General features: G+C 43.3%; 25 protein-coding genes. 15 read left to right on the forward strand and 10 right to left on the reverse strand.

Going from position 1 to position 22,580, the window contains the following annotated elements; translation table 11 throughout:
- The first annotated feature begins 129 nt into the window (after window positions 1-129).
- The 5 genes from JWG45_RS00795 to JWG45_RS00815 all read left to right on the forward strand — a co-directional run bounded on the left by JWG45_RS00795 (window position 130) and on the right by JWG45_RS00815 (window position 5,156).
- A complete protein-coding gene (locus JWG45_RS00795) occupies window positions 130-1,422 on the forward strand; it encodes a hypothetical protein (RefSeq protein WP_205277893.1) in 1,293 nt (430 codons plus the stop codon).
- Entirely contained in the window at window positions 1,397-2,527 is a 1,131-nt protein-coding gene (locus tag JWG45_RS00800) for a cysteine desulfurase family protein (RefSeq protein WP_205277894.1), read from the forward strand. The genes JWG45_RS00795 and JWG45_RS00800 overlap by 26 nt, the downstream gene beginning before the upstream one ends.
- A 229-nt stretch (window positions 2,528-2,756) precedes the next feature.
- Window positions 2,757-3,464 carry an LA_2272/LA_2273 family lipoprotein gene (locus JWG45_RS00805; RefSeq protein WP_205277895.1) on the forward strand — a complete coding sequence of 236 codons (708 nt, stop codon included), beginning with the start codon at window positions 2,757-2,759 and terminating at the stop codon, window positions 3,462-3,464.
- A 2-nt stretch (window positions 3,465-3,466) separates the two neighbouring features.
- Complete coding sequence (locus JWG45_RS00810; RefSeq protein ID WP_205277984.1) at window positions 3,467-4,195, forward strand: LA_2272/LA_2273 family lipoprotein; 729 nt, start codon at window positions 3,467-3,469, stop codon at window positions 4,193-4,195.
- Between the two features lie 205 nt (window positions 4,196-4,400).
- Window positions 4,401-5,156: an LA_2272/LA_2273 family lipoprotein gene (locus tag JWG45_RS00815; RefSeq protein ID WP_205277896.1), complete on the forward strand. Its 756-nt coding sequence runs from the start codon at window positions 4,401-4,403 to the stop codon at window positions 5,154-5,156.
- An 85-nt stretch (window positions 5,157-5,241) separates the two neighbouring features.
- On the opposite strand, the gene JWG45_RS00820 is transcribed toward JWG45_RS00815, so the two are convergent.
- On the reverse strand, window positions 5,242-6,387 hold the full coding sequence (locus tag JWG45_RS00820) for a deoxyguanosinetriphosphate triphosphohydrolase (RefSeq protein ID WP_205277897.1): 1,146 nt from the start codon (window positions 6,385-6,387) through the stop codon (window positions 5,242-5,244).
- 123 nt (window positions 6,388-6,510) lie between these two features.
- Between JWG45_RS00820 and JWG45_RS00825 the strand changes: the two genes are divergently transcribed.
- From JWG45_RS00825 to JWG45_RS00835, 3 genes are read left to right on the forward strand one after another with little or no spacing between them, the layout of a single operon-like run.
- A complete protein-coding gene (locus tag JWG45_RS00825) occupies window positions 6,511-7,125 on the forward strand; it encodes a DedA family protein (protein ID WP_205277898.1) in 615 nt (204 codons plus the stop codon).
- Window positions 7,126-7,170: 45 nt separating this feature from the next.
- Complete coding sequence (locus JWG45_RS00830) at window positions 7,171-7,725, forward strand: HNH endonuclease (protein WP_205277899.1); 555 nt, start codon at window positions 7,171-7,173, stop codon at window positions 7,723-7,725.
- On the forward strand, window positions 7,722-8,219 hold the full coding sequence (locus JWG45_RS00835) for an LIC11661 family lipoprotein (protein ID WP_205277900.1): 498 nt from the start codon (window positions 7,722-7,724) through the stop codon (window positions 8,217-8,219). The genes JWG45_RS00830 and JWG45_RS00835 overlap by 4 nt, the downstream gene beginning before the upstream one ends.
- On the opposite strand, the gene JWG45_RS00840 is transcribed toward JWG45_RS00835, so the two are convergent.
- From JWG45_RS00840 to fliS, 3 genes are read right to left on the reverse strand one after another with little or no spacing between them, the layout of a single operon-like run.
- Window positions 8,206-8,694 (reverse strand): J domain-containing protein, encoded by a 489-nt coding sequence (locus JWG45_RS00840; protein ID WP_205277985.1) that lies wholly within the window; start codon window positions 8,692-8,694, stop codon window positions 8,206-8,208. The two genes, JWG45_RS00835 and JWG45_RS00840, sit on opposite strands and share 14 nt — an antisense overlap.
- Window positions 8,688-9,113 carry a hypothetical protein gene (locus tag JWG45_RS00845; protein ID WP_205277901.1) on the reverse strand — a complete coding sequence of 142 codons (426 nt, stop codon included), beginning with the start codon at window positions 9,111-9,113 and terminating at the stop codon, window positions 8,688-8,690. Before JWG45_RS00845 ends, JWG45_RS00840 begins: the two co-directional genes overlap by 7 nt.
- A 3-nt stretch (window positions 9,114-9,116) precedes the next feature.
- The gene (gene fliS / locus JWG45_RS00850) at window positions 9,117-9,566 is read right to left on the reverse strand and encodes a flagellar export chaperone FliS (protein WP_069607446.1); all 450 of its coding nucleotides are present in this window, start codon (window positions 9,564-9,566) and stop codon (window positions 9,117-9,119) included.
- Between the two features lie 313 nt (window positions 9,567-9,879).
- On the opposite strand from fliS, the gene purN reads away from it, so the two are divergent.
- The 5 genes from purN (at window position 9,880) to fsa (ending at window position 14,510) form a co-directional block, all read left to right on the forward strand.
- Window positions 9,880-10,506, forward strand: a complete 627-nt coding sequence (gene purN, locus JWG45_RS00855; RefSeq protein ID WP_205277902.1) for a phosphoribosylglycinamide formyltransferase — start codon at window positions 9,880-9,882, stop codon at window positions 10,504-10,506.
- A 3-nt stretch (window positions 10,507-10,509) separates the two neighbouring features.
- Window positions 10,510-12,045, forward strand: coding sequence for a bifunctional phosphoribosylaminoimidazolecarboxamide formyltransferase/IMP cyclohydrolase (purH, locus tag JWG45_RS00860; RefSeq protein ID WP_205277903.1), 1,536 nt, complete (start codon window positions 10,510-10,512; stop codon window positions 12,043-12,045).
- 1 nt (window position 12,046) lies between these two features.
- A complete protein-coding gene (locus JWG45_RS00865; RefSeq protein WP_205277904.1) occupies window positions 12,047-12,673 on the forward strand; it encodes a hypothetical protein in 627 nt (208 codons plus the stop codon).
- A gap of 30 nt (window positions 12,674-12,703) precedes the next feature.
- Window positions 12,704-13,429 carry a hypothetical protein gene (locus JWG45_RS00870; protein ID WP_205277905.1) on the forward strand — a complete coding sequence of 242 codons (726 nt, stop codon included), beginning with the start codon at window positions 12,704-12,706 and terminating at the stop codon, window positions 13,427-13,429.
- Window positions 13,430-13,865: 436 nt separating this feature from the next.
- Window positions 13,866-14,510: a fructose-6-phosphate aldolase gene (gene fsa / locus JWG45_RS00875; protein ID WP_118968661.1), complete on the forward strand. Its 645-nt coding sequence runs from the start codon at window positions 13,866-13,868 to the stop codon at window positions 14,508-14,510.
- A 398-nt stretch (window positions 14,511-14,908) separates the two neighbouring features.
- Here fsa and JWG45_RS00880 read toward each other — a convergent pair whose 3' ends face one another.
- Genes JWG45_RS00880 through JWG45_RS00890 form a run of 3 tightly spaced genes read right to left on the reverse strand, consistent with a single transcriptional unit; the run spans window position 14,909 to window position 18,119 of the window.
- Window positions 14,909-15,943, reverse strand: a complete 1,035-nt coding sequence (locus tag JWG45_RS00880; protein ID WP_205277987.1) for a DUF1574 domain-containing protein — start codon at window positions 15,941-15,943, stop codon at window positions 14,909-14,911.
- An 11-nt stretch (window positions 15,944-15,954) separates the two neighbouring features.
- Window positions 15,955-17,373, reverse strand: a complete 1,419-nt coding sequence (locus tag JWG45_RS00885) for an MBOAT family O-acyltransferase (protein WP_205277906.1) — start codon at window positions 17,371-17,373, stop codon at window positions 15,955-15,957.
- A complete protein-coding gene (locus JWG45_RS00890) occupies window positions 17,370-18,119 on the reverse strand; it encodes a pseudouridine synthase (RefSeq protein WP_232380448.1) in 750 nt (249 codons plus the stop codon). The genes JWG45_RS00885 and JWG45_RS00890 overlap by 4 nt, the downstream gene beginning before the upstream one ends.
- A gap of 105 nt (window positions 18,120-18,224) precedes the next feature.
- Between JWG45_RS00890 and lipA the strand changes: the two genes are divergently transcribed.
- Both lipA and JWG45_RS00900 read left to right on the forward strand, forming a co-directional pair.
- A complete protein-coding gene (gene lipA, locus JWG45_RS00895) occupies window positions 18,225-19,130 on the forward strand; it encodes a lipoyl synthase (protein WP_205277907.1) in 906 nt (301 codons plus the stop codon).
- Window positions 19,118-19,414: a hypothetical protein gene (locus JWG45_RS00900; RefSeq protein ID WP_205277908.1), complete on the forward strand. Its 297-nt coding sequence runs from the start codon at window positions 19,118-19,120 to the stop codon at window positions 19,412-19,414. The genes lipA and JWG45_RS00900 overlap by 13 nt, the downstream gene beginning before the upstream one ends.
- 211 nt (window positions 19,415-19,625) lie before the next feature.
- Here the strand turns inward: JWG45_RS00900 and JWG45_RS00905 are convergent, their stop codons facing one another.
- The 3 genes from JWG45_RS00905 to JWG45_RS00915 all read right to left on the reverse strand — a co-directional run bounded on the left by JWG45_RS00905 (window position 19,626) and on the right by JWG45_RS00915 (window position 22,578).
- Window positions 19,626-19,940 carry a cytochrome b5 domain-containing protein gene (locus JWG45_RS00905; protein WP_205277909.1) on the reverse strand — a complete coding sequence of 105 codons (315 nt, stop codon included), beginning with the start codon at window positions 19,938-19,940 and terminating at the stop codon, window positions 19,626-19,628.
- A complete protein-coding gene (locus JWG45_RS00910; RefSeq protein WP_205277910.1) occupies window positions 19,934-21,082 on the reverse strand; it encodes a ferredoxin reductase family protein in 1,149 nt (382 codons plus the stop codon). The genes JWG45_RS00905 and JWG45_RS00910 overlap by 7 nt, the downstream gene beginning before the upstream one ends.
- Window positions 21,083-21,399: 317 nt before the next feature.
- Window positions 21,400-22,578, reverse strand: coding sequence for a lipoprotein LipL45 (locus JWG45_RS00915; RefSeq protein ID WP_205277911.1), 1,179 nt, complete (start codon window positions 22,576-22,578; stop codon window positions 21,400-21,402).
- Between the last annotated feature and the right edge of the window lie 2 nt (window positions 22,579-22,580).

Raw genomic sequence — 22,580 nt, forward strand, 5'->3', positions numbered from 1 at the left:
TAACGGGACAGATTTGAGAAGAATGTTCCATACGTCAGGAACCATCCCGTCAATAGGTCCGGAATTTCATTCTGCATACGATCCGTCTAGGAGTCGAATCAATTTTCCAAACGATCGGAGCGGTTCATTTTGCTAACATACATCCGAGAAAATAAAAAATTCATTCTGATCCTCCTTTTTGTTTGGATCGCGGCTGCCGCCTGGATTCTTCCCAATCGATATAAATTATTGAGTAAGGTAGCCTTGATGGTGAGTCCGCCCGGTTACGATCCTAAAACCGCTGAAGAATTTATCGAAAAGGGAGATTCAATTCTCCAAAAAGAAGTCGCTTATCAAGATCAAGGGGAAAGAATTCCGGATCTAGATCTGATGCGGGAAGCCTGTCTTTATTATTATTCTTTGAGTGAAAGGGATTCCGTTCTTTACAAACCTTCTTGGACGGACTCGATTCATATTTGGAGATTTAAGGATTCCGGAATGAAAGAAGAATCTCCTGGGGAAAAAAAGATTTCCTCCAAAACGAGATCGAGAGATCCGATCACGGGAGGATTCAATCCGGGAGAATACTGGAAAACGACCTCTCCGACCGTCTTAGAAGCGTTAGACTATTATAAAAGAGCTTTGAATTTTTCTGGACCGGATTTTTCGGTTCCAAAAAAGATCGAACGTGCGGCCCTCGCCGTATGTCGTCCCGAAGAAGTTTTGTTAGCTTACGCGGACTATGTACGCAATACGGAAGAATCGGTTCGAGTTGCGATCGAAAAAATCAAACCTAAAAAGCCGTTTTTCTCCTGCGGCGCAGATTCCAATCCTTTGAACGTACTCACCGAAAAACAAAATCAGATGCGAGTCTGGTCTCAGATCAAATCCAATTCCTTTTTGATCGATCCGGATCGAAACATCAGAGTCAACGCAAACGATTTCAAAAAGGCTCTCAACCTACTCGCCTTTGGAATTTACAAAACCGGACTCAATTCGATCTCCCCCTTGGAAGCCGACGGAATTTTGGAAAAACTTCTTTTCTTTTCCGATCCCGGAACCGTGGAATACGATGAACTCCTTTTCAAACGAGGAATGCTCAACTATCAACTCGGAAAAAGGGATCCTCTTTTTTGGAACAAAGCGATCTTTTACTTTCGGGAAGCGGCACAGTCTAACTTCTTAGATAAAGGTTCCGTATTCGAAGCTCGACTGATGAACATCCGAGCCGAAATTCGAAAGGGAGAATTGGATTCCGCCTTACAGGGGTTACAATTGTTGGAATCGGAACTTTATACGATCGATAAAGCGTATCGAACGACCGGAGCCGGAAGAAGCGATCTTGTAGAGGACAGAAAAAAACTCTTACGATATGTTCTCCGAAAAAAAGGAAGATACGAAGAAGCGGATGAACTCTATGTCGAAGAAGATTCGTTATTTTGACTACAACGCGACGCATCCCCCCTTTGCGGATGTACTCGTGGAAATTCAAAAAGACTATCTCCGCGACTTTTACAATCCTTCCGGGGCGACTCGGTTCTCCTTAGCGAGACAGGGTAAGATCGAAGAGGCTCGAAAGATTTTGGAAGACTATACGGGCAAACTCGCAAAGGAGTTTGTCTTTTCTTCCACCGGAACCGAAGCCAATCACCTCCTAACGCAGTCAATCTCCGGGACCTTTTCCGGAACGGCGATCGTATCCTCTCTCGAACACGCTTCTATGGATTCCGCATTAGAATACTCGGGTTTTAAAACGCGAAAGATCCGCACTCTTTCTAACGGACAAATCGATCTTTTTCATCTGAGAGTTTTGTTGGAAGAAAACCCCGCTCCGATCTTTGTATTGCACGTCGCCAACGAATCGGGAGTCATCCAGCCGCTTTCGGAAATTTACGAGCTTTCGAAAGAATTCGGCGTTCCCTTATTCTCAGATCTCATGCAATCCTTTGGAAAGATCGAAGTTCCATTCACCTACTTGAGCGGATTTACGTTTTCGGGTCATAAGATCGGAGCCGGAATGGGAGCTTCCGGAACCTGGGTTCGTTCCGATTTGGTATTCGAAAAGGAATTCGGAATCTTTCGAGGCGGCAACCAAGAAAACAATCACAGAGCGGGAACCGAAAACTCTCCCGCAATATTATCTCTTTCGAATATTCTAAATTTAAGAATTTCGGAGATCGAAAAGAAAAACGAAATCCTCAAAACCTTTCAGACCAAAATCGAAACAACCCTGGAAGAATGCGGTTGCAAAATTATAGGAAAGGATTCCCCGCGCATCGCTAGCACTTCGTTTTGCCTTCTTCCTACGGACGACGTCGATTTTTTTATGATGGGAATGGAAGAATCCGGTTTTGTAGTATCGACGGGCTCTTCCTGTAAATCCAGATCGAGAGAGCCCGCCGCTTCTCTTTTGTCTATGGGGTTTTCCGAAGAAGAGGCGTTGCGAGCGATCCGAATTTCCACCGGATGGTTTACGACTGCGGAGGAAGTGGATGCGCTCTGTTTTCGAATTCAAGAAGTGTTGAAGGCGTTGTCGAACGATCTCTAAAATCCGAAAATGAATCGAAATATAAAAAATCATTTCTTCTTGATTTTCGATTTCAATCCGCCGTCGACTTCCGAACCATATACGAGGAACTTTGAAACCGTGGATTCGGAGTCAACCTTTCCAAGGTTGAAACTTTTTTTAATAGACCCTTATCGATTTTATTCCCGAATAAATATTGACAATCGATTTTCCTGACATGCAATTGCCACTCACTCAATGTGTGAAAACTATGAAAATCAAATTCAAATTTTTGACCTACCTATTCTTCCTCTTCTTGTGGATCCTATTATCCAACTGCGGCCTTGCGCTGACTCCCCGCATCACTACAAAAATTCCTCCCAAGACCGAAACAGAAGTCTTTCGACTCAATCTTCTCTACGGAGAGGTAAAAACTCTCGCGGGAATCAACTTAGGATTATTAAACGAAGTCCAGGAAAATCTCTACGGCGCCCAGCTCGGAATCGTAAATTTTTCGGAAGGTAAAACCTACGGTTTTCAAGTAGCGGTCGTCAACGCAGCTAAAAACAAGGGCTTTGGAATTCAAGCCGGGATCGTAAACTCCACAAATGGTAATTCCAAGGGAATCCAAGCAGGAGTTATCAACTTAGGAGGCGACAAGGTAGGATACGATCTTACGATCGGAGTCGGCAATTATAAGACGAGCGGTCTTATGATCGGAGTCACAAATCTGTCCTCACAAGGAATCAACTTAGGAGCCCTGAACGAGAATTCGCGCGGTGTAAACCTGGGAGTTTTGAACATCCAAGGGAGCGGTGTCAGCATCGGAGTTTTTAACGGAGGATCGGGAGTTCATATCGGCCTTCTAAATTCCGCGGGAGAAGACGAAACGGAATCTCCCACTCTGCAATTCGGACTTCTCAATTTTTGCGGGAAAGGAAGATTTCCCGTCATGATCGGATTTAACTATTGTAAATGACTATGAAACATAAAATTTCTCTAAATTACATTTTTATCATATTTTCTTTGAGCGCCCTTTCGGTTTTCACTCTGAATTGCGGAGTCGGCGGCCTACGAGGTGAAAAATCCTTTGTAAGAGCTCCGGCAAAAACGGAAACTGAAGTTGTGAGAGTCAACCTACTCTACGGAGAAGTGAATAAACTCTACGGAGTCAATCTCGGGGTGATCAATACGGTCAAAGATCGTCTCATCGGAGTTCAAGTCGGCGGAGTCAATTTTTCAGACGGAAAAACATACGGCGCTCAGTTTTCCCTCTACAATGAAGCTAAGAATGGCGGTTTCACAGTTCAAGCAGGCGGGGTGAATAAAGTTGAAGAGACCGGCGCCGGAATCCAAGTCGGTCTTTATAACAAAGCCTCCAACGGAGGAGTGTATCTGACGGCGGGTTTGTATAACAAAGGTAGCAGCGGGGCGACGATCGGCCTGATCAACAACGAGGGATTGGGAATCAACGTAGGCGGCTTTAATTCCGGTTACGGACTCAACGTAGGACTCATCAATTCCGGCAAAGGACTCAGCATCGGAGCGATCAATATGGGTGAGGACGGCAATTTTCAGATCGGAGTTTTGAATTTCTGCTCGGAAGGTCCGTTTCCGATTATGATCATTGCAAACTATTGTTCAAAGCCGAGTTCGGAAACTCCGGCCTCCACACCGGCAACGGATTCGAAAACAACACCGGTGAAATAAATTAAAAAGGTATATCTTGATTTTAGACCATACTAAAACGGACCGAGAATGATGGCTCCGAAATCAAACCGGAGACTAAGAATCAGACGGAAAATAAGGATACGTTTTTAACCTTAAAATCAAGATATAAACTCAAACCAATCCATTAAGTCCTCTTCCATCCGATGGAAAACAATCTGATGGATCAGCTCGTTCAAAGGAATTGATGAAACCTATTTTTTTTCGCTATTTTCTTCTTTTTACAATTTCAATTTCATCCGTAAACTGCGGGGTCGCGCTCACACCTCGGTTGACAGCCAAAATTCCATCCGAAGCAGAAACGGAAGTGTTTCGGCTCAATCTGATTTACGGCGAACTAAGGATGCTCTGCGGGATCAATGTAGGCGTTATGAATTTTGCCAATCGCCTCATCGGAACTCAGATCGGAATCATCAACTCGGCAGAAAACGCAAGCGGCCTTCAAATTGGATTCGCTAACAATGCCGGATCCAAATACGGCGCTTTGAAAATCGGAATTTTCAATTTTAATTTCTTTTTGGATTCAGGTAAACCACTTCTACATCCTGGCTCGGACATGAAAATCGAAACTCAAGTCGCAAAAAATGCCAGCGTATCGATCGGCGCCGCCAATATTCTGAGCGGACGGCTCAACTTCGGAATTTTCAATTGGGGAGAAGGTCTCCATGTTGGACTCGTCAACATGAACGAGGGCAGTTCCGTTAGTTTAGGAATTGTGAATATAGGAACAAACTTGGAAATTTCGCCTAAAGAGAAACGGGCGATTAGTTTCGGAATCTTCAATTCAGGAACTCATAAAGAAGAATTCCAAATCGGGATCATCAACTATTGTCCGAATAATACGATTCCCATCCTGATTCTCGCAAACTATTGTTCCCAATCGGAATCAGAAATACCTGATTCAACACCGAAAAACGAGATCAAAACGGAATCTTCAAAATAATCAATTCTAAAAATACAATATTCTAAATCACCTTTCTTTCGGATATTATTTATTGAATAAAATTATATATTCTATTTTTAGAATATTAAGGAAGCGACTGGTAGATCTTTTCAGCGTACCGATCGGTCATTCCTGCGACGTAGTCGCTAATCACACGGTATAAGGATTCTTCTTCGATTCTTTCTTTGTAGGTTTCCGGGATTTTTTCCGGGTGTTTGAGAAAATAATCAAACAAGGATTCTATCACTTTTTTTCCGTAGTCGCTCATTCTTACCAAATCTTCGTGACGATATAATCTTTCATACAAAAAGGATTTAAGTTCCCGGAACTTCGCATCGACGCCTTCCGAAAAACCCGCGATTCTCACACCTTGTCTCCAGATTCTTCCCAGATCCTCTCTGGAACGAACCTGATTTGTTTCCAGTTGGGAAGATATATTTCGAATGAGATCCGAGACCATAGCGTTCGTAAGATTTCGAATCGAAGTTCGGATGAGAATTTTCTCGGCCGCTTCCGGATAACGCGTCTTACAGTCTTGATAGACCTCGTTCCAAAAAGGATTTTCGGACAAGTCGCCAAGATGCAGATAACCCATCTCCCAACCGTCTTCGATATCATGACTCGTATATGCGATTTCATCGGAAAGATCGGCGATCATCCCTTCAAGAGAGGGTCCGTCTTCTTGTCTGGATAAAAACATTCCGGAAGTTTCATATTCCGATCCGTGTTTCATAAGTCCCTTCAAAGTTTCCCTGCAAAGATTCAATCCGGGAAAACTGGGATACTTTTTTTCGATCGCGGTCACGATTCTCAAAGACTGTTTGTTGTGTTCAAAGCCTCCGTGATCCTTCATCAAACCGGAAAGAACGTCCTGACCGGCGTGACCAAACGGGGTGTGACCGAGATCGTGAGCGAGCGCGATCGTTTCGGAAAGATGAGAATTCAAACCCAACGCAGAAGCGATCGTCCGAGAAAGACCTGCCACTTCCAAAGTATGAGTCATTCGATTTCTATAATTCTCCCCTACCGAAAAAATGAAAACTTGTGTTTTGTATTGAAGACGTTTAAAAGCGCTCGAATGAAGAACCCGATCTCGGTCCCTCTGAAACGGAAGTCGGTAGGAATGTTCCTCTTCTTCGTAAACTCTTCCTCCGTTATTTGCACTGGATACGGCATAAGGAGCGAGACCCGCTTCTTCTTTTTGAATCAATTCATTTCTGGAATAATACACTATCCTAAAAAATCGGGCACTTTTCCCAAAAGTCTCCTTACTTTTTTTGTTTGTTTACTGCTATTTTAAAGGAGCCAGATTTTAATGTCCCTGAAATCCTAACCCAAGGCGTTACAAGTAGGAATGGAATTCTTAAATCTTCTCGTTCACATCTTCTCCGAATACGGATACATCGCCGTCTTTTTAGTTCTCATTCTTTGCGGTTTCGGACTTCCGGTTCCGGAAGATATTTCCTTGGTTTCCGGCGGCGTGATCGCCGGCCTTGGAAAAGCGGACCCTCATTTTATGTTTTTAGTAGGAATGGCGGGAGTTCTCATCGGAGACGCTTCCGTTTTTTTACTCGGAAGAATCTACGGAATTCGAGTTTTGCAGATTCCGATGATTTCAAGAATTGTTACACCGGAACGATTTGCCAAGGTCCAAGACAAGATCGGAAAATACGGAAACTGGGTCACTTTTATGGCTCGTTTTATGCCGGGTCTTCGAATGCCGATCTATCTCACGGCCGGAACTTCCGATCGAATTTCCTTTTACCGATTTGTGGCCCTGGATTTTATGGCGGCGATCATATCGGTTCCGGTTTGGGTCTATCTCGGTTATTTCGGGGCTCACAACTTTGATATTCTTCTTACTTGGGTTCACCAAGGTCAGCTAACGGTCTTTGGACTTTTGGGTGCGGCGATTTTATTTTTTGGAATTTCCTATTGGATCCGAAAGAAACGATCAGCGGCTCCTTAAGAATTTCTTTACATCTTTTTGCATTCGGCTATTGTTTGACCAGTTATGGACATTCTTGCGCAGCCGGTGCTTGTGCTGAATGCCGGTTACGTCCCCATCGGGATCCGGTCGGTCAAAGACGCCCTCATCCTTATCATTCTTGAAAAAGCGCAATTGATCAAGGATGATGAAAGTCTTCTCATTCGTTCCGAAAAACTCAAGTTCACGGCGCCTCGAATCATTCTTCTCCGAGACTACTACCGAGTTCCGCCCAGGAAAGATCGAGTTTCACGGGAGAATATTTTTCAAAGAGACAACTACCACTGCGTCTACTGCGGTAAAAAATTTCCAAGTTCGAAGCTGACTCTGGATCACGTAATTCCAAGAAGTCGTTGGGAAGGAGTTCCTAAAAAAGAAAGACCGAAGGATTTTAATTCTTGGGAGAATCTGGTCGCGGCTTGCAAGCACTGCAATACTCGAAAAGGAAACAAACTTCTCTCCGAATTGAAGTGGAACTTGCCGGAAGAAAATCGGGTGACACCCAAGCTACGCTTTCCACTCTTCTCAATATCGGATCAGCAGGCGGAGAAGTTCGGCTGGCGGGAGTATATTTCTTTTTGAAACGTCTTTCTATTCTATTTCTTCTTCCAGTCGTATCTCTCCTTTTCGGGTGTCCTAACTATTCTACGACAAGGCTGATTTCCACACCTCCGACTCTGATCAGCATCGTTCCGATCGCTACGGGGTACGAACTCAGGATGAGAGCCGGAAACCCCGAACTTTTTTTTACCGGATACCGTCTTTTTGCGGGGAATTCGGAAAATGAATCTCGATTTCCTGCGGACTTGAACGCGGGGATCGATTGTGTGGGAGGAGTATTAAATCTGATACCGAACCAGCCTTTGGAGTATTCCATCGAACTCAGTCCGAACACCGGACCTCTCGCAACACCGGCCACGGGAGAAAACACAAATCGAATCTGTAAGATGAACGTAACCCTTACCTCGGGACAATTCCTAACCTTACGTTCTCAAGTTCTTGTGGTCAGCATCACGAACGGGGCCGCTTCCGGGTTCGTATTTTCGATGCCTTCCAACTCTCTCAAGGTTCCTTAAACCAAACTTCGATTTTTTGCAGAACATTCTTCGCGTCCGCAATCCAAATACTTTCAGGAAAAGACCGGATCAATTCTTCAAAGAGAGCTTTTGAGTTCAGCAAAGAACTTCTCAATTTCCGAAGCGCCGGATTCTCCTCTCCCTTTAGGAAAATAGGATTTCCATCCGTGGTTTTGTAGTATTCGTGGATCGCAAAATCATAAGAATCGCGGGCGAGTTTGTAAACATCGTATTCCGTTTTTTGAAAATGCGACCGCGAAGAATGAGAAACTAGATTCTCTTTTTGCATTTTTTTTTGTTCGAGATAAGAATGGAGTACATCTCTGGATTCGATCAATTCTTTGAATAAAGAATCGCTTGAGAATTCTCCTGTGTCCGGGTGGTATTTTTTTGAGAGGAGATAAAAACGACTTTTGAGTTCTTCTTCCGTAAACCCCGGGTCCAAACCAAGAAACTCCAGGGCTCTTTCTAACAGGTCCCCGTTTTCCAAAGGTCTTGTCTGAGGTGGAGATGACGTTTGAGTTGGATTTGAACCTGGGCAACGTTCAATTCCTTCTGATATTCTTTTAGGATTTCCTTCATTCTTTCTTCCACTTGAGAATGGAGAAGTCTGGATTCTTCCAGTTTTTGAAACAGATTTTCAGTGATTTCTATGAGCTCTAAATTCTGAGGAACACCCTCTTCCAATTTTTCAATCTTACGATCGAGGGAACAGAGTTTGTCCACGATTTTAAGATTGGAGTCTTCGATCTTGGCTCCTGCCTCTCCGTCCCCAAAACCGAAAACTTCCAGTTGCCGTTTTTGATTTTGGATCAACTCATCCAAAAGCAAAATTTTTTCTCCGAAAAGGACGACAAGGCCCGGGGTATTTTGTTTACGATCAACTGAAGTCAAGTTTTAACCCTGAATGGACAATCCGCTTCCGCGACTACCCTGAAACGGGGCCGATACGACGTTGGACTTCTCTTTTTTCTCGATTTCTTCCCAAGCCGATTTCAGATCTTCCATGTATTTGATAATTTCTTGAATGATCTCGGAATCTTTTTTCATGTTCGCTTCGAGCAGACGTTTTTTGATGTAAACGTAGATTCCCAAAAGGTTATTGGCCACTTCCCCGCCTTGTTCTAAGTTGAGGGCAAGCATGAGTTCCGTTACGATTTCCCCCGCTTTGAGGATATGATTGTTAACCACATCGTATTTTCTAGGAGTGTTGTTCTCCAGAGCGATATTTAGAAAACGAATCGCCCCATCATAGAGCATGACGATGAGTTTTCCCTGGCTGACAGTCGAGATTTCGTTGGATTTATATTGTTCAACGGTCGCTGTGGATTTTCTGGCAAGTGACATGTATCTCTCCTGAAATACTCTTCGACAAAAACGGTTGCCTCCTTAATGCTGGGTCAGAACATTCTTACGGTTTCTCTCAAAACTTTCGCGGGTTTTTTAGTCCGCAAAACCGTCCGAATTTTCAAAATCGAATCCCAACTAGGCCATTTGTCGAGCTATGTCTTATCTCTCCAGTCTCGCCTTGATTTTTTTCAAAATCGGGCGTAACTTTGATAACAAAGGTTCTACGTTTGGATTTTTTAAGAACCCAAATTTGAGAAACCCTCGCTTGGGTGAAAAGACACAACTCTGATTTTATCCGGATAGAATTTCCTTGGCAAGTCTGTTTACAAAACCTAAAAAAAAGATCGTATTTTTAGCATCCGGAAGAGGCTCCAATTTGAAGGCCGTTCTCGAGAATTTGAAGAAAGGAAAGATCGCGGGAACGGGAATTTCCCTTCTCACGGACAATCCTGCTTGTAAGGCCTTGGAAGTTTCAAAAGAATTTCATCTCCCCTCTCAAGTTTTGGATTTTAAATCTTTTGAAGATAAATCCGCCTATCACAAAGCCCTTCTGGATCGACTCTTGGAACTCCAACCCGATCTCATCGTCACTGCCGGATACATGAAGATTCTAAAACCGGAAATCATCCGAGCCTTTACGAATCGGATCATCAATATTCATCCTTCTCTTTTACCCGCGTTTCCCGGACTGAATGCCCAAAAACAAGCCTTTGAGTATGGAGTCAAAATTACCGGCTGCACGGCCCATTTTGTGGACGAGGGAGTCGATTCCGGTCCCGTGATTTTGCAGGGAGTGGTGAAAATCAAGGAAGGAATGTCGGAAAGAGATTTGACTCTAGAGATTCTTAAAGAGGAACATAAAATCCTGCCACTCGCGGTTCAGTATTTTTGCGAGGGCCGGCTAAAGATCCAAAATAGAAAGGTCAGCATTCAGTAAACAATGATACAAATCAAAAGAGCCCTGATTTCGGTCAGCGATAAATCCGGTTTAGTCGAGTTCGCACAATTCTTAAATCAAAACGGAGTGGAAATTATTTCCACAGGCGGAACTCTCAAACTTCTCAAAGAAAAAGGAATCAACGCGATTGCCATCGACGACTATACGGGCTTTCCCGAAATCTTAGACGGAAGGGTCAAAACCTTACATCCGAAAGTTCACGGTGGACTTTTAGGAGTCATCTCCAACCCGGCTCACAAACAAAAGATGGATGAGCTAAAAATTCCGAAGATCGATTTGGTTGTTGTGAACTTATATCCATTCTTAAAAACCGTTTCCAAACCGGGTGTTCTTTTGGAAGAAGCCATCGAGAACATCGATATCGGCGGACCTTCTATGATCCGAAGCGGTGCGAAGAATTACAAACATACGTTAGTCCTCACGGATCCGAACGACTACGGGGAAGCTCAGTCCTTGATTTCTTCTGGAGGAATTTCCGAAGAAGTGTCTGCGAAGTTTATGAGAAAGGCGTTCTCTCATACCGCAATGTATGACACCGCGATCTCTTCCTGGTTTAACAAACAAGCCGGCGACACTTTCCCTGACGTTCTCAATCTTTCTTTCTTAAAAAAACAAAAACTCAGATACGGAGAAAATCCGCACCAAGCCGCAGCCTTTTACGAACCTCTGTTTACAAAGAGCGATTTCTCCCCTTTGCAAGGAAAGGAGTTGTCGTTTAACAATATGTTGGATTTCGACGCGGCGTTTCACATTTCAAGTCTTCTTCCGGAAAACACCGTTTGTATCATCAAACACCTCAACCCCTGCGGAATCGCGTATGCGGACGATCCTTTGGAAGCCTATCATCTCGCGAGAAGAACGGATCCGATCTCTGCGTTTGGGGGCGTGATCGGAATCAAGGGATTCGTAAACGGAGAACTCGCGGCGGTAATCACTGAAAACTTTGTGGAAGGTGTGATCGCTCAGAAGTTTACCCCGGAAGCTCTTGAGATTTTTTCTAAGAAGCCGAACATTCGTCTCATCGAGATCGAAGACTTCAAAGAAGCCTTGGACGAACTCGACCTCCGACCGATCCATCACGGACTTCTGATGCAGGACAGGGATTATACTACGATCACCGAAAAGGATTTAAAAATCGTAAGTAAAAAACAACCGACTCCGGAAGACATCCGAGGTTTGATGTTTGCTTGGTCTTGTGTACGTTTTATCAAATCCAACGCGATCGTTTATACGGAAGAAAATGCGACCCTTGGAATCGGCGCAGGTCAGATGTCAAGAGTCGATTCGGTCCAGTTAGGCGCCAACAAAGCGTTAAACGTTGGACTTTCCGTCGTGGGTTCCTATGTTGCCAGCGACGCGTTCTTTCCGTTTCGGGATGGAATCGACGCACTCGCAAAAGCGGGGGCCAAGGCCATCATCCAACCCGGAGGTTCCGTGCGTGATCCCGAAGTGATCCAGGCAGCGGATGAACACGGATTGATTATGGTTTTTACAGGCATGAGGCACTTCAGACACTGATATGGAATTCCTACTCTATCTCATCTTCTTCGGATTCGTTACGGGCGTTTTGGTTCTTGTGAGCTATTACTTCAAACTTCTGTTTCTTTCGGGAAGGGATTCCTTTGAAAGATTGGAACTCGTGGATTGGATCCGAATTCTTCCGGAAGAATTACTCAAACTTTTGGAATCCGGAGGAAGTCTTCAGTACGGAGCGATCGCATTCTTCATTTCCGCGTTCGTTTCGTATCTATGGACCTTGATGGGAGGAATCATCGGAGCCCCACACTACGCGGACGCATTTGGAAATTATTTTTTTCTTTCCTTTTTACTTCCGGCGACCCTTTTTACAACTTACGGGGTTTTGGTGGATTTGATTTTGAAAGACCTTCCTTCTACGAGTCCGAATCATTTTTTGGTCCGTTTTTTTGAACAGGAAATACCGGTACTCAGCGGTTGTTCGATTTCGGTTATCGCTTCGAATCTCGCCGTTTACGGACTCTTTCATGAAATTCCGTTCTTATTCGTGCTTCCGAACGTTGGAATTATCGCAATTCTACTCATTCTTCGTTGGAACGGAAAGGTAAAGATCGGCGGTATTCAATTCTCCGGTCCGAAAAAGCCTTCCGATGAGGAAGATTCTGAATAAGTTTCCTAAAAAATTGCCGATAGTTAGAATATGAGAATCCTCATTCTTCTCCTGACTCTTAGTTTTATCCCGTGTGCTTTGTTCTCGCAATTGCCGGACGAAACTTCAAACCCAAGACAACCGAATAATACCCAACAACAGGCTCTCAATCTTTTAGAAGGTTTTGCAGAATCGTCTTGGGGAGAAAGTTACGCCAACCTTCGCGAGAAATTCTTATCACTTTCCACCAATCCGCAGAACGACGAAAAAGTGGAGATCGTATTCGAGGACAAGGAAAAAACACTTCTGATTCGAAGAAACGGGATCCTCTATTCGTATCGTTTTTATTCTACACCCAAAATCGTTTTAGATTCCAGGCCCAAAGGTCAAACCGCAAATCCGACCGTGGAAAACAAATCGGAAACGGATGAAGAAAATCATTCCGCACCGGGAGTTTTATTTTCCGTAGGAGTTTTGTTTCGATATCTTCCAGGAAAGGAAGTGCAGCAAAAACTGGAACAGAAATACGGAAAACCGAAGAAGGAAGCCTTGGCCGAAAACAAAATCGGTGGAGCCGTTCTCTGGGAAAAAACCGATGAAAAACAATCTCCCCCCAAGGGCGGTTATATCGTTCAGTGGAAAGAATCTTATAAAAAAATGCCTTTTACCAGAAGAGTCGACTATTTCAGTTCTTCGATCAAATTCCAAATCGAAAAGGAATACAAAGAATTCTTCAGCGCCGAAGAAATCAAAACGCTTCGTGATTTGATTCCATAAACTTACGATTCCAAGGCTCAACTTTTTATTTCCTCCGGTTATTTTTATAAGGGGATTTTTAAGAATCCGACGCGCTCGGAAATTTTTTTCCAGGATTCAAAAACCTGGCTCTATTGGACACGAACGGTTCGAAAGAAAGGAAAGAGAATCGGATTGCAAGCATCATAGAAAATTCCCGCTTTGAAACATTCTGTTTCCCGCAATGTCGCAAACTGGATCAGAACGGACACGAGAAACAAGCTCGAGAGCGAAATGAGAATCGACCAACCGACTCAAATCTCTCGAGTTGTCGATTGACAATATTCGAAACCAATTCGAATTCTCCCTTTCGAATCATTCCCCTGTTTCTAAAAGAATAGAATTCTTCCAAAATTCTATTGACCTTGGCCTCGCTTTCCAACCATGCTCTAAGCACATATTTTAGAGGAGCCTATCAGTGGAATTATATCTGGATACAGCCAACATCGATGAAATCAAAGAGATCGCTTCCTACGGTCTTGTGGATGGAGTCACAACCAATCCTTCCATCATCGCAAAGTCGGGCAGAAATTTTAAGGAAGTCATCAAGGAAATCTGCGCGATCGTTCCCGGTCCAGTGAGCGCTGAAGTTCTTTCTACAAAATTCGACGGAATGTTAAAGGAAGCACTCGAACTCGTCGAGATCGCCGAGAATGTAGTGGTAAAAGTTCCTTTGATTCCGGAAGGTCTCAAGACCGTTGTAGAGCTTACCAAAAGAAACATCCCCACAAACGTAACTCTTTGTTTTTCGGCCCCACAAGCTTTGCTCGCGGCAAAAGCGGGTGCGACTTTTATCTCTCCGTTTATCGGAAGAGTCGATGATACAAGTTGGGATGGAATGGAATTGATCACAGAAATACGAGAGATTTACGACAACTATGGATACGATACGAGAATTCTTGCGGCTTCCATCCGCGGACCGATGCACTTAAAAGAATCCGCACTCCGAGGAGCCGATTGTGCGACGATGCCTCACTCGGCATTCTTGCAACTATTCAAACATCCTCTCACCGATATCGGTTTGGAAAAATTCTTAGAAGACGCTAAAAAGTTAAAGTGGTGATTTTTCTTTTCAAAGCCCTCGAAACGAGGGCTTTGAAATTTTATAAAATACGAATGTACTTCGAATCCGTCTTTTTTCCCAAAGAAAATTCAAATAACCAAAGCACGGCTTCTTCTAAGAGAGTCACCGGTTTTTACCAACTTTCGTTCCGATAAAATTGTTTGGCTCAAAGAAAATTAAAAACGAAATTCAAGTCCTCTTTTCGAAGAGTCCGACTATTTAAAAGCTCTTTTGAAAAAACCGCGGCCAGCCCATTCCATAAGTAGAATACGATTCTATACTTAAATGAACTTCTGCCCCTGCCTCAAAACCGATTCACAAAAAACTCCACGATTCACGATCCCGTTAGATTTGTAAAATCGAACCGTAGCTTTCACTCAGCGATCCGATCGTTTCACTTATGGGATCCGTTTGATTCCGTAGTAGTCGTCCATCATCAACTTCATCGACTCCAGAAAACACATAATCGATTGGTGAGATGCGTCATAAAACAAATTACAAGATGTTTGAGTATTTAGATCCACTGGAATCGCCCCATACTGTCTGGAAAGATTTTGAATCTTCGGCCACCAGATTTTTTCCATCTCGAGTTCGTAAAATCGTTTTCGATAGGTATCATACACTTTCGGCCAGATCAAATATACCTTTACGTCGTTCTCCTTTGCCAATTTGAGAAACTCTTCCACAAAGTAAAATTGGGTTTGCCCAAGAGTAAAAGTAGAAAGATACAGATTTCTAATTCGAACGGCGTCCTTCTCCAAACGATCCGGATCGTTAACAAATGAAGTATAAGCGAATTGTTCTCCGTGTTTTAAGTTGAGAATTACATAGTCCGTATTCAGAGCCGGATTGTATTCGGATAATTTTCTTTCCTGCAATCTTCTGGAGAATAACTTAAGATCTGGATTGATCCTTCGAACCGCGAACATACGGTCTAAAAATAATTTCTTCCTGTCTTCTAAGGAAATCTGGTCCATATACTTCAGAATAAATTCATCATCAGCTCCGTATTTCAAAAACGGATCGTAGTAAACCCCTTTCGTATCATCGAATCCCTCCGGACTGACCACGTAAAAAACCAGCTTTGGTTTGATTCCTTGTTTGAGAATTTTTTCGAACCAATAGAATCCATACGCGGGAACCGCCTGAGGTCCGGAAAAATTATAAAGAATCCAATCTTTCTGGAATTTCTTATCCATTCCGAGCGCGGAATATGGATAAGCCCTGGAGTCTCCGAATGCCAGCGCAAGAGAACGATCCTTTAGATCTTTATCCCGAACCATTCTATCAAACAAAGACTTACGTTGTGTGTAATAGACGGTGTTCCCTGCCTGGATAAAATTCTTCTGAAAATACTCGATCGTAAAAATTTTATCCAAACAAAAGACAAAGATCAAAAAAAGAACCGGATAATAAATATAAATTCGTTTCATCATAGTACCGCTCAAAACTTAGAGTAAAAAAAGTCCGCGTTGCCCGCGTTCATTCCGACCATGATAAATAAAATCACGAGTCCTAAAATCGGCAACATCCTCGCGCGCCATTTTTCCGGAACTGAATACTTTTCAGGCCATTCTTCCGAAATGTGAAAAAGAACTACAAAGATAAGCATGTAGATTCCGCTTTCGAGTCCGGTCAGTTCCTGACCTCTCTGAAAGGTAAGAATTCTTCCGATCGAAGAGATGGCGGAAGTAAAATCCGGCGTAAAGAAAAAAGTCCAGGAGATCGAATAGACAAGTAACACGAACAAATATCGGAGAGTCGGCTTAACGTACGGAATTTCAGGTAGAATTTTCCATTTCTGAACTTCAAAAAGTCTTTCGAGAGAAAGATAAATTCCCGTGAGAAGCCCCCAAAAAAGGAAATTCAAACTCGCTCCGTGCCAAAGCCCGCCTAACATAAAGGTGACGATAAAATTGACGGAAGTTCTCAATTCTCCCTTTCTCGAACCTCCGAGGGGAATGTAGATGTAATCTCGAATCCAATAGGAGAACGTTAGGTGCCATCTCCTCCAAAGGTCGCCGAAACTCTGAAAGAAAAACGGAGCTCTGAAGTTTTCCGGTAGATCGAATCCCATCAATTTACCTAACCCTCTTGCCATGTCCGTGAGCCCCGAAAAATCGAAGTAGAGATTCATTGCAAAAAGAAAACAGGTCAACAAAAGAGCCAGACCCGAATAATCCTTCGGGGAAAGAAAGGCGGGTGCGATCAAAGGTACAACCGCCGCCGAAAGAAGTCCTTTTTTGACAAGTCCTCTTAAAAACAGCCAAAGTCCTTCGGTCAGTTTGGAAGGGGTAATAGAAGGCGCCGAAAACTGATCACAGACCTGATCGTATCTGAGAATCGGTCCGGCGATCATCACCGGAAAAAAGAAAACGTAGGAAAAAATTCCGGAAAGAGAAATCTCTTTGTTAAAACCTTCCCTTTTGGAATCTACCGCCAAAGAGATCAATTGAAACGTGTAATAACTGATCGTCGCAGGCAGAACGACTTCAAAACCCGTAAGTCCGAAGGCGGAAGATAACTTCGCATCCAACATCGTCTTTTCTTGAAGCATCGGAATCGAAAAGACAAATCCGACGAACTCCATGAGTAAATAAAAATATTTGAATAGACCTAGATTGAGTAAATTGAGGCCGACAGCGGCTTTTACATACCAGGATTTTTCTTTCAAAAAATAAAAAAGAAGCCAGTTCGCAAAAACTACCAAGATAAGATGAATTAAAAAATTAAAACTAAAGACGGAATAAAAAAAGGCGGAACCGACGATGAGAAGATACTTTCTACTCTTCTCCGGGACATTCCAATAGACCAAGTAGAAGACTAAAAAAAATAAAAGAAATTCTATGCTTAAAAAATTCATTCCCAAACCCCAACTGCGTCTTTCAGAAGATATTTACCTTCCGGAAGATTTAGTTTTTCTAATTGAATCGATCCGACCCGAATCCTCTGAAGATCCAACACGTGTGTACCCAAAGAGTGAAACATTCTTCTGATCTGTCTTTTTTTTCCTTCTCCGAGAATCACTCGATAGACGCAGTCTTTCCCGGGAACGAGTTTAACCATCTTCGCACGCAGAATTTCCCCTGCATCCAAAATCCCTTTTTGAAACGCGGTCTGAATCTCCTTTTCCCCAGGATCGAACTTCAATTGAACCAGATATTCTTTCTCGGATCCGTAGGAAGGATGCGAGATTTTTTGGGCCAGGTCGCCGTCATTTGTCAAAAGGAGAAGTCCGCGGGAATTCAAATCCAATCTTCCGGCAATTTTGTAGTTTTTAAACTTTTCCGGAAGGAGGGAAAAAACGGTCTTTTCGTGAAACCGGTCCTGATGAGAACAAAGATACCCAGCGGGTTTATTCAGGAGCAAAAGTTGCCTCGGTTCCCGATCCGGCCGAACCACCTTTCCTCGAAAAGATACTACGTCGGTTTCGGGTAAAACACGAACCGCGAGATCCGTGACTTGTTTCCCATTGATCTCAATCAATCCCTTAAGGATCCATTCTTCCGCTTTTCGTCTGGAGCCGAGGCCACAATCCGCCAGATACCGATTGAGCCGGATTCCGTCTTTCGGGGGTAAATCATCCTGAGACTTCATCGATTCATCCATTTAAGAAAGATTCCCAAAATCTTCTACCCAAAACTTCGTTGACCGCGCTTTGGACCGATCCAGGATTGAAGCGAAAGATCGGATATTTGTCCGGTCCCAGTTACGATGAATCCCCTCAAAAAAAAGCCCCGCACGCATTCTCTCCAAGAAGCTCCTGAAAAGCCAGAATGGCTCAAGGTAAAACTTACCTTTCCGGACCCGAAGAACAACACGGTCGCGATCGTGAGAGATTCTCTGGAAGAAAAAAACCTCAATACGGTCTGCGAAAGCGCTTCTTGTCCCAATCTCAATCACTGTTGGTCTCGAAAGACGGCGACTTATATGCTCGGAGGAGATATCTGCACAAGACGTTGCTCTTATTGTGACGTAGCCTCGGGGAAACCAAAACCGCTCGATCAAGAGGAACCGCGAAGAGTCGCCGAATCCGCGATCGCACTCGAACTCAAACATGTTGTTCTTACGGCCGTAAATCGAGACGATCTGGAAGACGGGGGCGCTACCCATTTCGCCGAAACCTTGGAAAGAATCCGAGAAGGTCTTCCCGATTGTAAGATCGAATTTTTAGTTCCCGATCTCAAAGCAAAGTTAGAATCTTTAGAAATCATCTTTCAATCCAAACCGGACGTCTTTAACCACAACGTGGAAACCGTCCAAAGACTTTTTCCCGAAGTGGCTCCTCAAAAAAAATACGATCGCTCCTTGGAAGTTTTGAGGATTGCATCTGAACGCGGTTTCTTAACAAAAAGCGGTTTGATCTTGGGAATGGGAGAAACGCTGGAAGAAGTAAAGGAATGTATGCGCGATCTCGTCGCAGTGGGAGTTTCCCTTCTTACATTGGGACAATACTTACAACCGACTCCGACTCACCTTCCCGTAAAAGAATACGTCTCCCCAGAGGTTTTTAAAGAACTAAGAATCTACGGAAAATCGATCGGATTCAAGGGAGTTTTTTCCGGTCCTCTGGTAAGAAGTTCTTATCACGCCGACGAGCAAGTCTCATGGATTCCTTAGAAGGTTCCACACCTCAACCCCCGTCCGAGGAAATTAAGAAAATCTTATATCATTCGATCATTCAGTTTCTTTCGGGAAAAGACGGGTCCGTCAGCAAGTCCGAAATCAAAGACCTTTTGGAAAAAACGATGAATCTGATTCCAAACGTGGAAGCTCATTGGGCAGAAATCAACCGTTTTGGAAAGAATAAGATGCTCCTGCGCTGGAAGGAACAAGTGATGCTTTTGGAAATGGAAGAGGTGATCGACTCGATTCTTTCCCTCTGGAATCAAAAGTTTGACTGATCTGAATACGTTTCCTTGGTTTTTCATTTGTCCTTCTGAAAAATGTGGGAACTCCTCGTTTTCGATAAGGAAAATTTCTGAAAAGGTCAAAGATGCGAAATGGTTGACCCTGTAGGAACTCTTACAAATTTTCCTTCGATTTTGGGATAAACTCTTAATTTCCGGAATAAAAACGAAGCCTATGTCGTTTAAAGAATCGAAGTTTTAAACATCAATCGGGCTGATACAGTCCAATTTTGAATTTTTTCAAAAGTAAATCCGCTTTTTTGGAATGAGCTTTTCCGGATTGATCCTTTTTTGAATAAGCCATCGTCGAATCGGTTCCACACCATTTTCGAATATCATAACGAAGGGAATCGTGAACGCCAATATATTCGGTGACGTCGTATACGGTCTTCTCAATCAAAATCCAACAACTTGCGCTCGTCCCGTGAAGTTTCAATTCTTCGCTTGAAATCATTTTCTCTTTTGCTCCGACCGCCTGCAAAAAACAAACTCCGATTATAAGAACCAAATATTTTACCATGGGGAAAATTCCTCTGAATGAATCCTTTTATTGGGAACGGCCTGGGAATGCAAGTATCTTCGAACGTTCTTCATAAACTGAGGCGGTCCGCATATAAGATATTCTGCATCTTCATTTTGATAAAGATCCGAATTCAATATCGAAAGATCCGGATGTTGTTTTTGTGGAACTTCCACAAACCGCCACTGAAACTGACTGAATTTTTTGGAAATTTCGTCTAACTCGGATTGAACCGACAAATCCTTTGGATCGGAAAAAAAATAAGTCAGCCGAATCTTCCCGGAAGCGCGGAATTGCAAACACCTTGCTCTTCCTAAAAAGGGAGCGATCCCGATTCCGCCCGCGATCCAAATCTGATCCTTCTGCCAATCGACATTGAGTTCTTGAAACGGGCCCAGTACTTCAATTCGATCGCCCGGAAGCGCATTGATTAAACGTTTTGTATCCTTTCCCAAATTTTTGATTCTTAGACGAAGCAAATCGCTTTCGGAACAGGAACCGATCGAAAAAGGATGCCAGTCGTGAGAGTATTCTTTTCCCAAAAAACGGAGATAGAGAATCGCACCCGCTTTGTATTCTTCACGAATCACGTCTTTATCGGAGTCCGGTATCAAATCCAATTCAACGGAAGAATCGGAAATTCTATCGATCTTTTGAATCTTCCAAAGAGTTCCGCTCCATGTCCGAAGAAGGATCGCAAGAATACTGCCCGCTCCCAGAGTCACACTAAACACAAACGGGATCCGGTGCCACCATTCTTCGGAGAGGAAAAGATAACCGTGGATGATCGCGAGGAAATAGGAGGGAATCAAAAACAAGTGAATCACAAACCAGGAACGATATCTTTGTAATTTCCAAAAGGCAAAAAGAATACTGAGAGAATAGATCAGAAAAGCGATCCAACCGGTTAAGACCGCAGGCTCGTCCAGCATCGTAAGAATTTCCGGAAAGGAAACGGTTTCAAAAAGGATGTGGGCAAAAATGAAAAACGTCGTAAAAATTCCAAACCAATGATGCAAGCGGTATTGAGAAGCAATTCCAGTGCTCCAAGCGGAAAGCTTTTTTAACTTCAGAGCCAAGAAGAAGGTACAGGAAAACAACAAGAGGCCTATAATCGGTAAATAGATTTCTAAGAATTCCAATTTTATTTCAGTTCCGTTCAACCTGTTCTCAATACCTACAATCCAGATTCTGTCCCACAATTTTTTTGGATCTCTCGAAAAATCTGTTGGAACTACAAGATTTTTTTTTAGTCCCACCCTACCCTTGTATAACGATCCTCGCGGATCTGCGTCTAAGTTTTTCGAATGGCTGACGGATGGATCGAGGAAGGTTTCTTTCTCTTAAAATCCGAATGAATGGTTCTCTTTATTTTTGGTAAACAATGGTTCGTACAAAGAAAAACCCGAGTTTTGACACCCGGGTTTTTTCCACCTGATTTCAGGTTCAGTCTCTGTTATCAGAATTTAGCTTTCGTTTGGAAGTCGTAAATCACTTCTTGAACATCCGCTTGATTGATCTTCTTAATACCTTGTTCGGTATGAACGATCATAGTGGATCCTTGTTGATCAACGATCGCACCGATCAAAGAAGATCCGTCAGTCATGATGATCTTTTCGATTCTTTCGTAATAGTTTACGATGTCTTTGCTGGATTTCAGTTCTTTTGGGGTTGAGATCAGCACTTGTTTGAATTTCTTAGCTTCATCTTCTTGACGAGCCGCAACTTCACTTTCAAGCTTCTTTCTTTCAGACTCGAGAGCGGCCGCTTTTTGTTCGTCCACTTTTCCGGAAGATTCCTCATTGATGCGAACCATTTTCTCAGAAGTTTCTTTGTCCACGGTTACGATGGTTCTCAATTCTTCTTCGTCTTTTTTGGAGATTCCGGAATTATCCATTTTCTTCACAACGCCAGAGATGTTTTTCTCAACGTTGGATCCGATTTTGGAAGTATCCTTGATATCCAGAGATTTATCATCCGCTTTCATTACGGAAGCTTGATTTTTCTCGAGAACGATTTCAGAAGAAGCAAGAGACTGCTGAATCTTTTTCAGATCTTCGTTTTTAGAAATCTCTTCGTCGCTCATTCCTTCCAGAGCTGCAACGCGAGGAGCTACTGCAACCGATCCGTCCAATACTTTTACAGTGGCTTTGTCAGATTTAGATCTCTCTACGATGAAGGAAGTTCCGCGCACACCAGCGATCGCGGTTGGAGTAACCACGGAAAACTGATCTTCTTTGGAAGCTTTGTTCACTTTCGCGAAAACTTTTCCGGAAACAAGAGCCAGTCTTGTATCAGAGTTTCCTTTGGAGTTTATGGAAAGAGCATCGAAGTCGATCACGGAATTTTCAGAAATCCGAATCGCGGATCCGTCTGCAAACTGAATATCAACTTTAGATTTTTCTTTTGTAGTTACCTTGTCGCCGGTTTTTAAACTCGCGCCAAGAGTCGCTTTTTCTTCCGTTAAGTCAGTGTGAAGAATTTTAGCTTCTCCAACGCTGAAAACAACTACAGCCGAGGGACTGTTTTCTTTACCAGTAGTGGCTGCCTGGGAATTTTCGGTAGGTTTCTTACATGCGCTGAACACCAGAATTCCGGCGGTTAAAGCGATGGAGGAAACGATTAATAGCTTCTTCATAC

The sequence above is a fragment of the Leptospira ainlahdjerensis genome, assembly GCF_016919175.1.
GTDB lineage: Bacteria > Spirochaetota > Leptospiria > Leptospirales > Leptospiraceae > Leptospira > Leptospira ainlahdjerensis.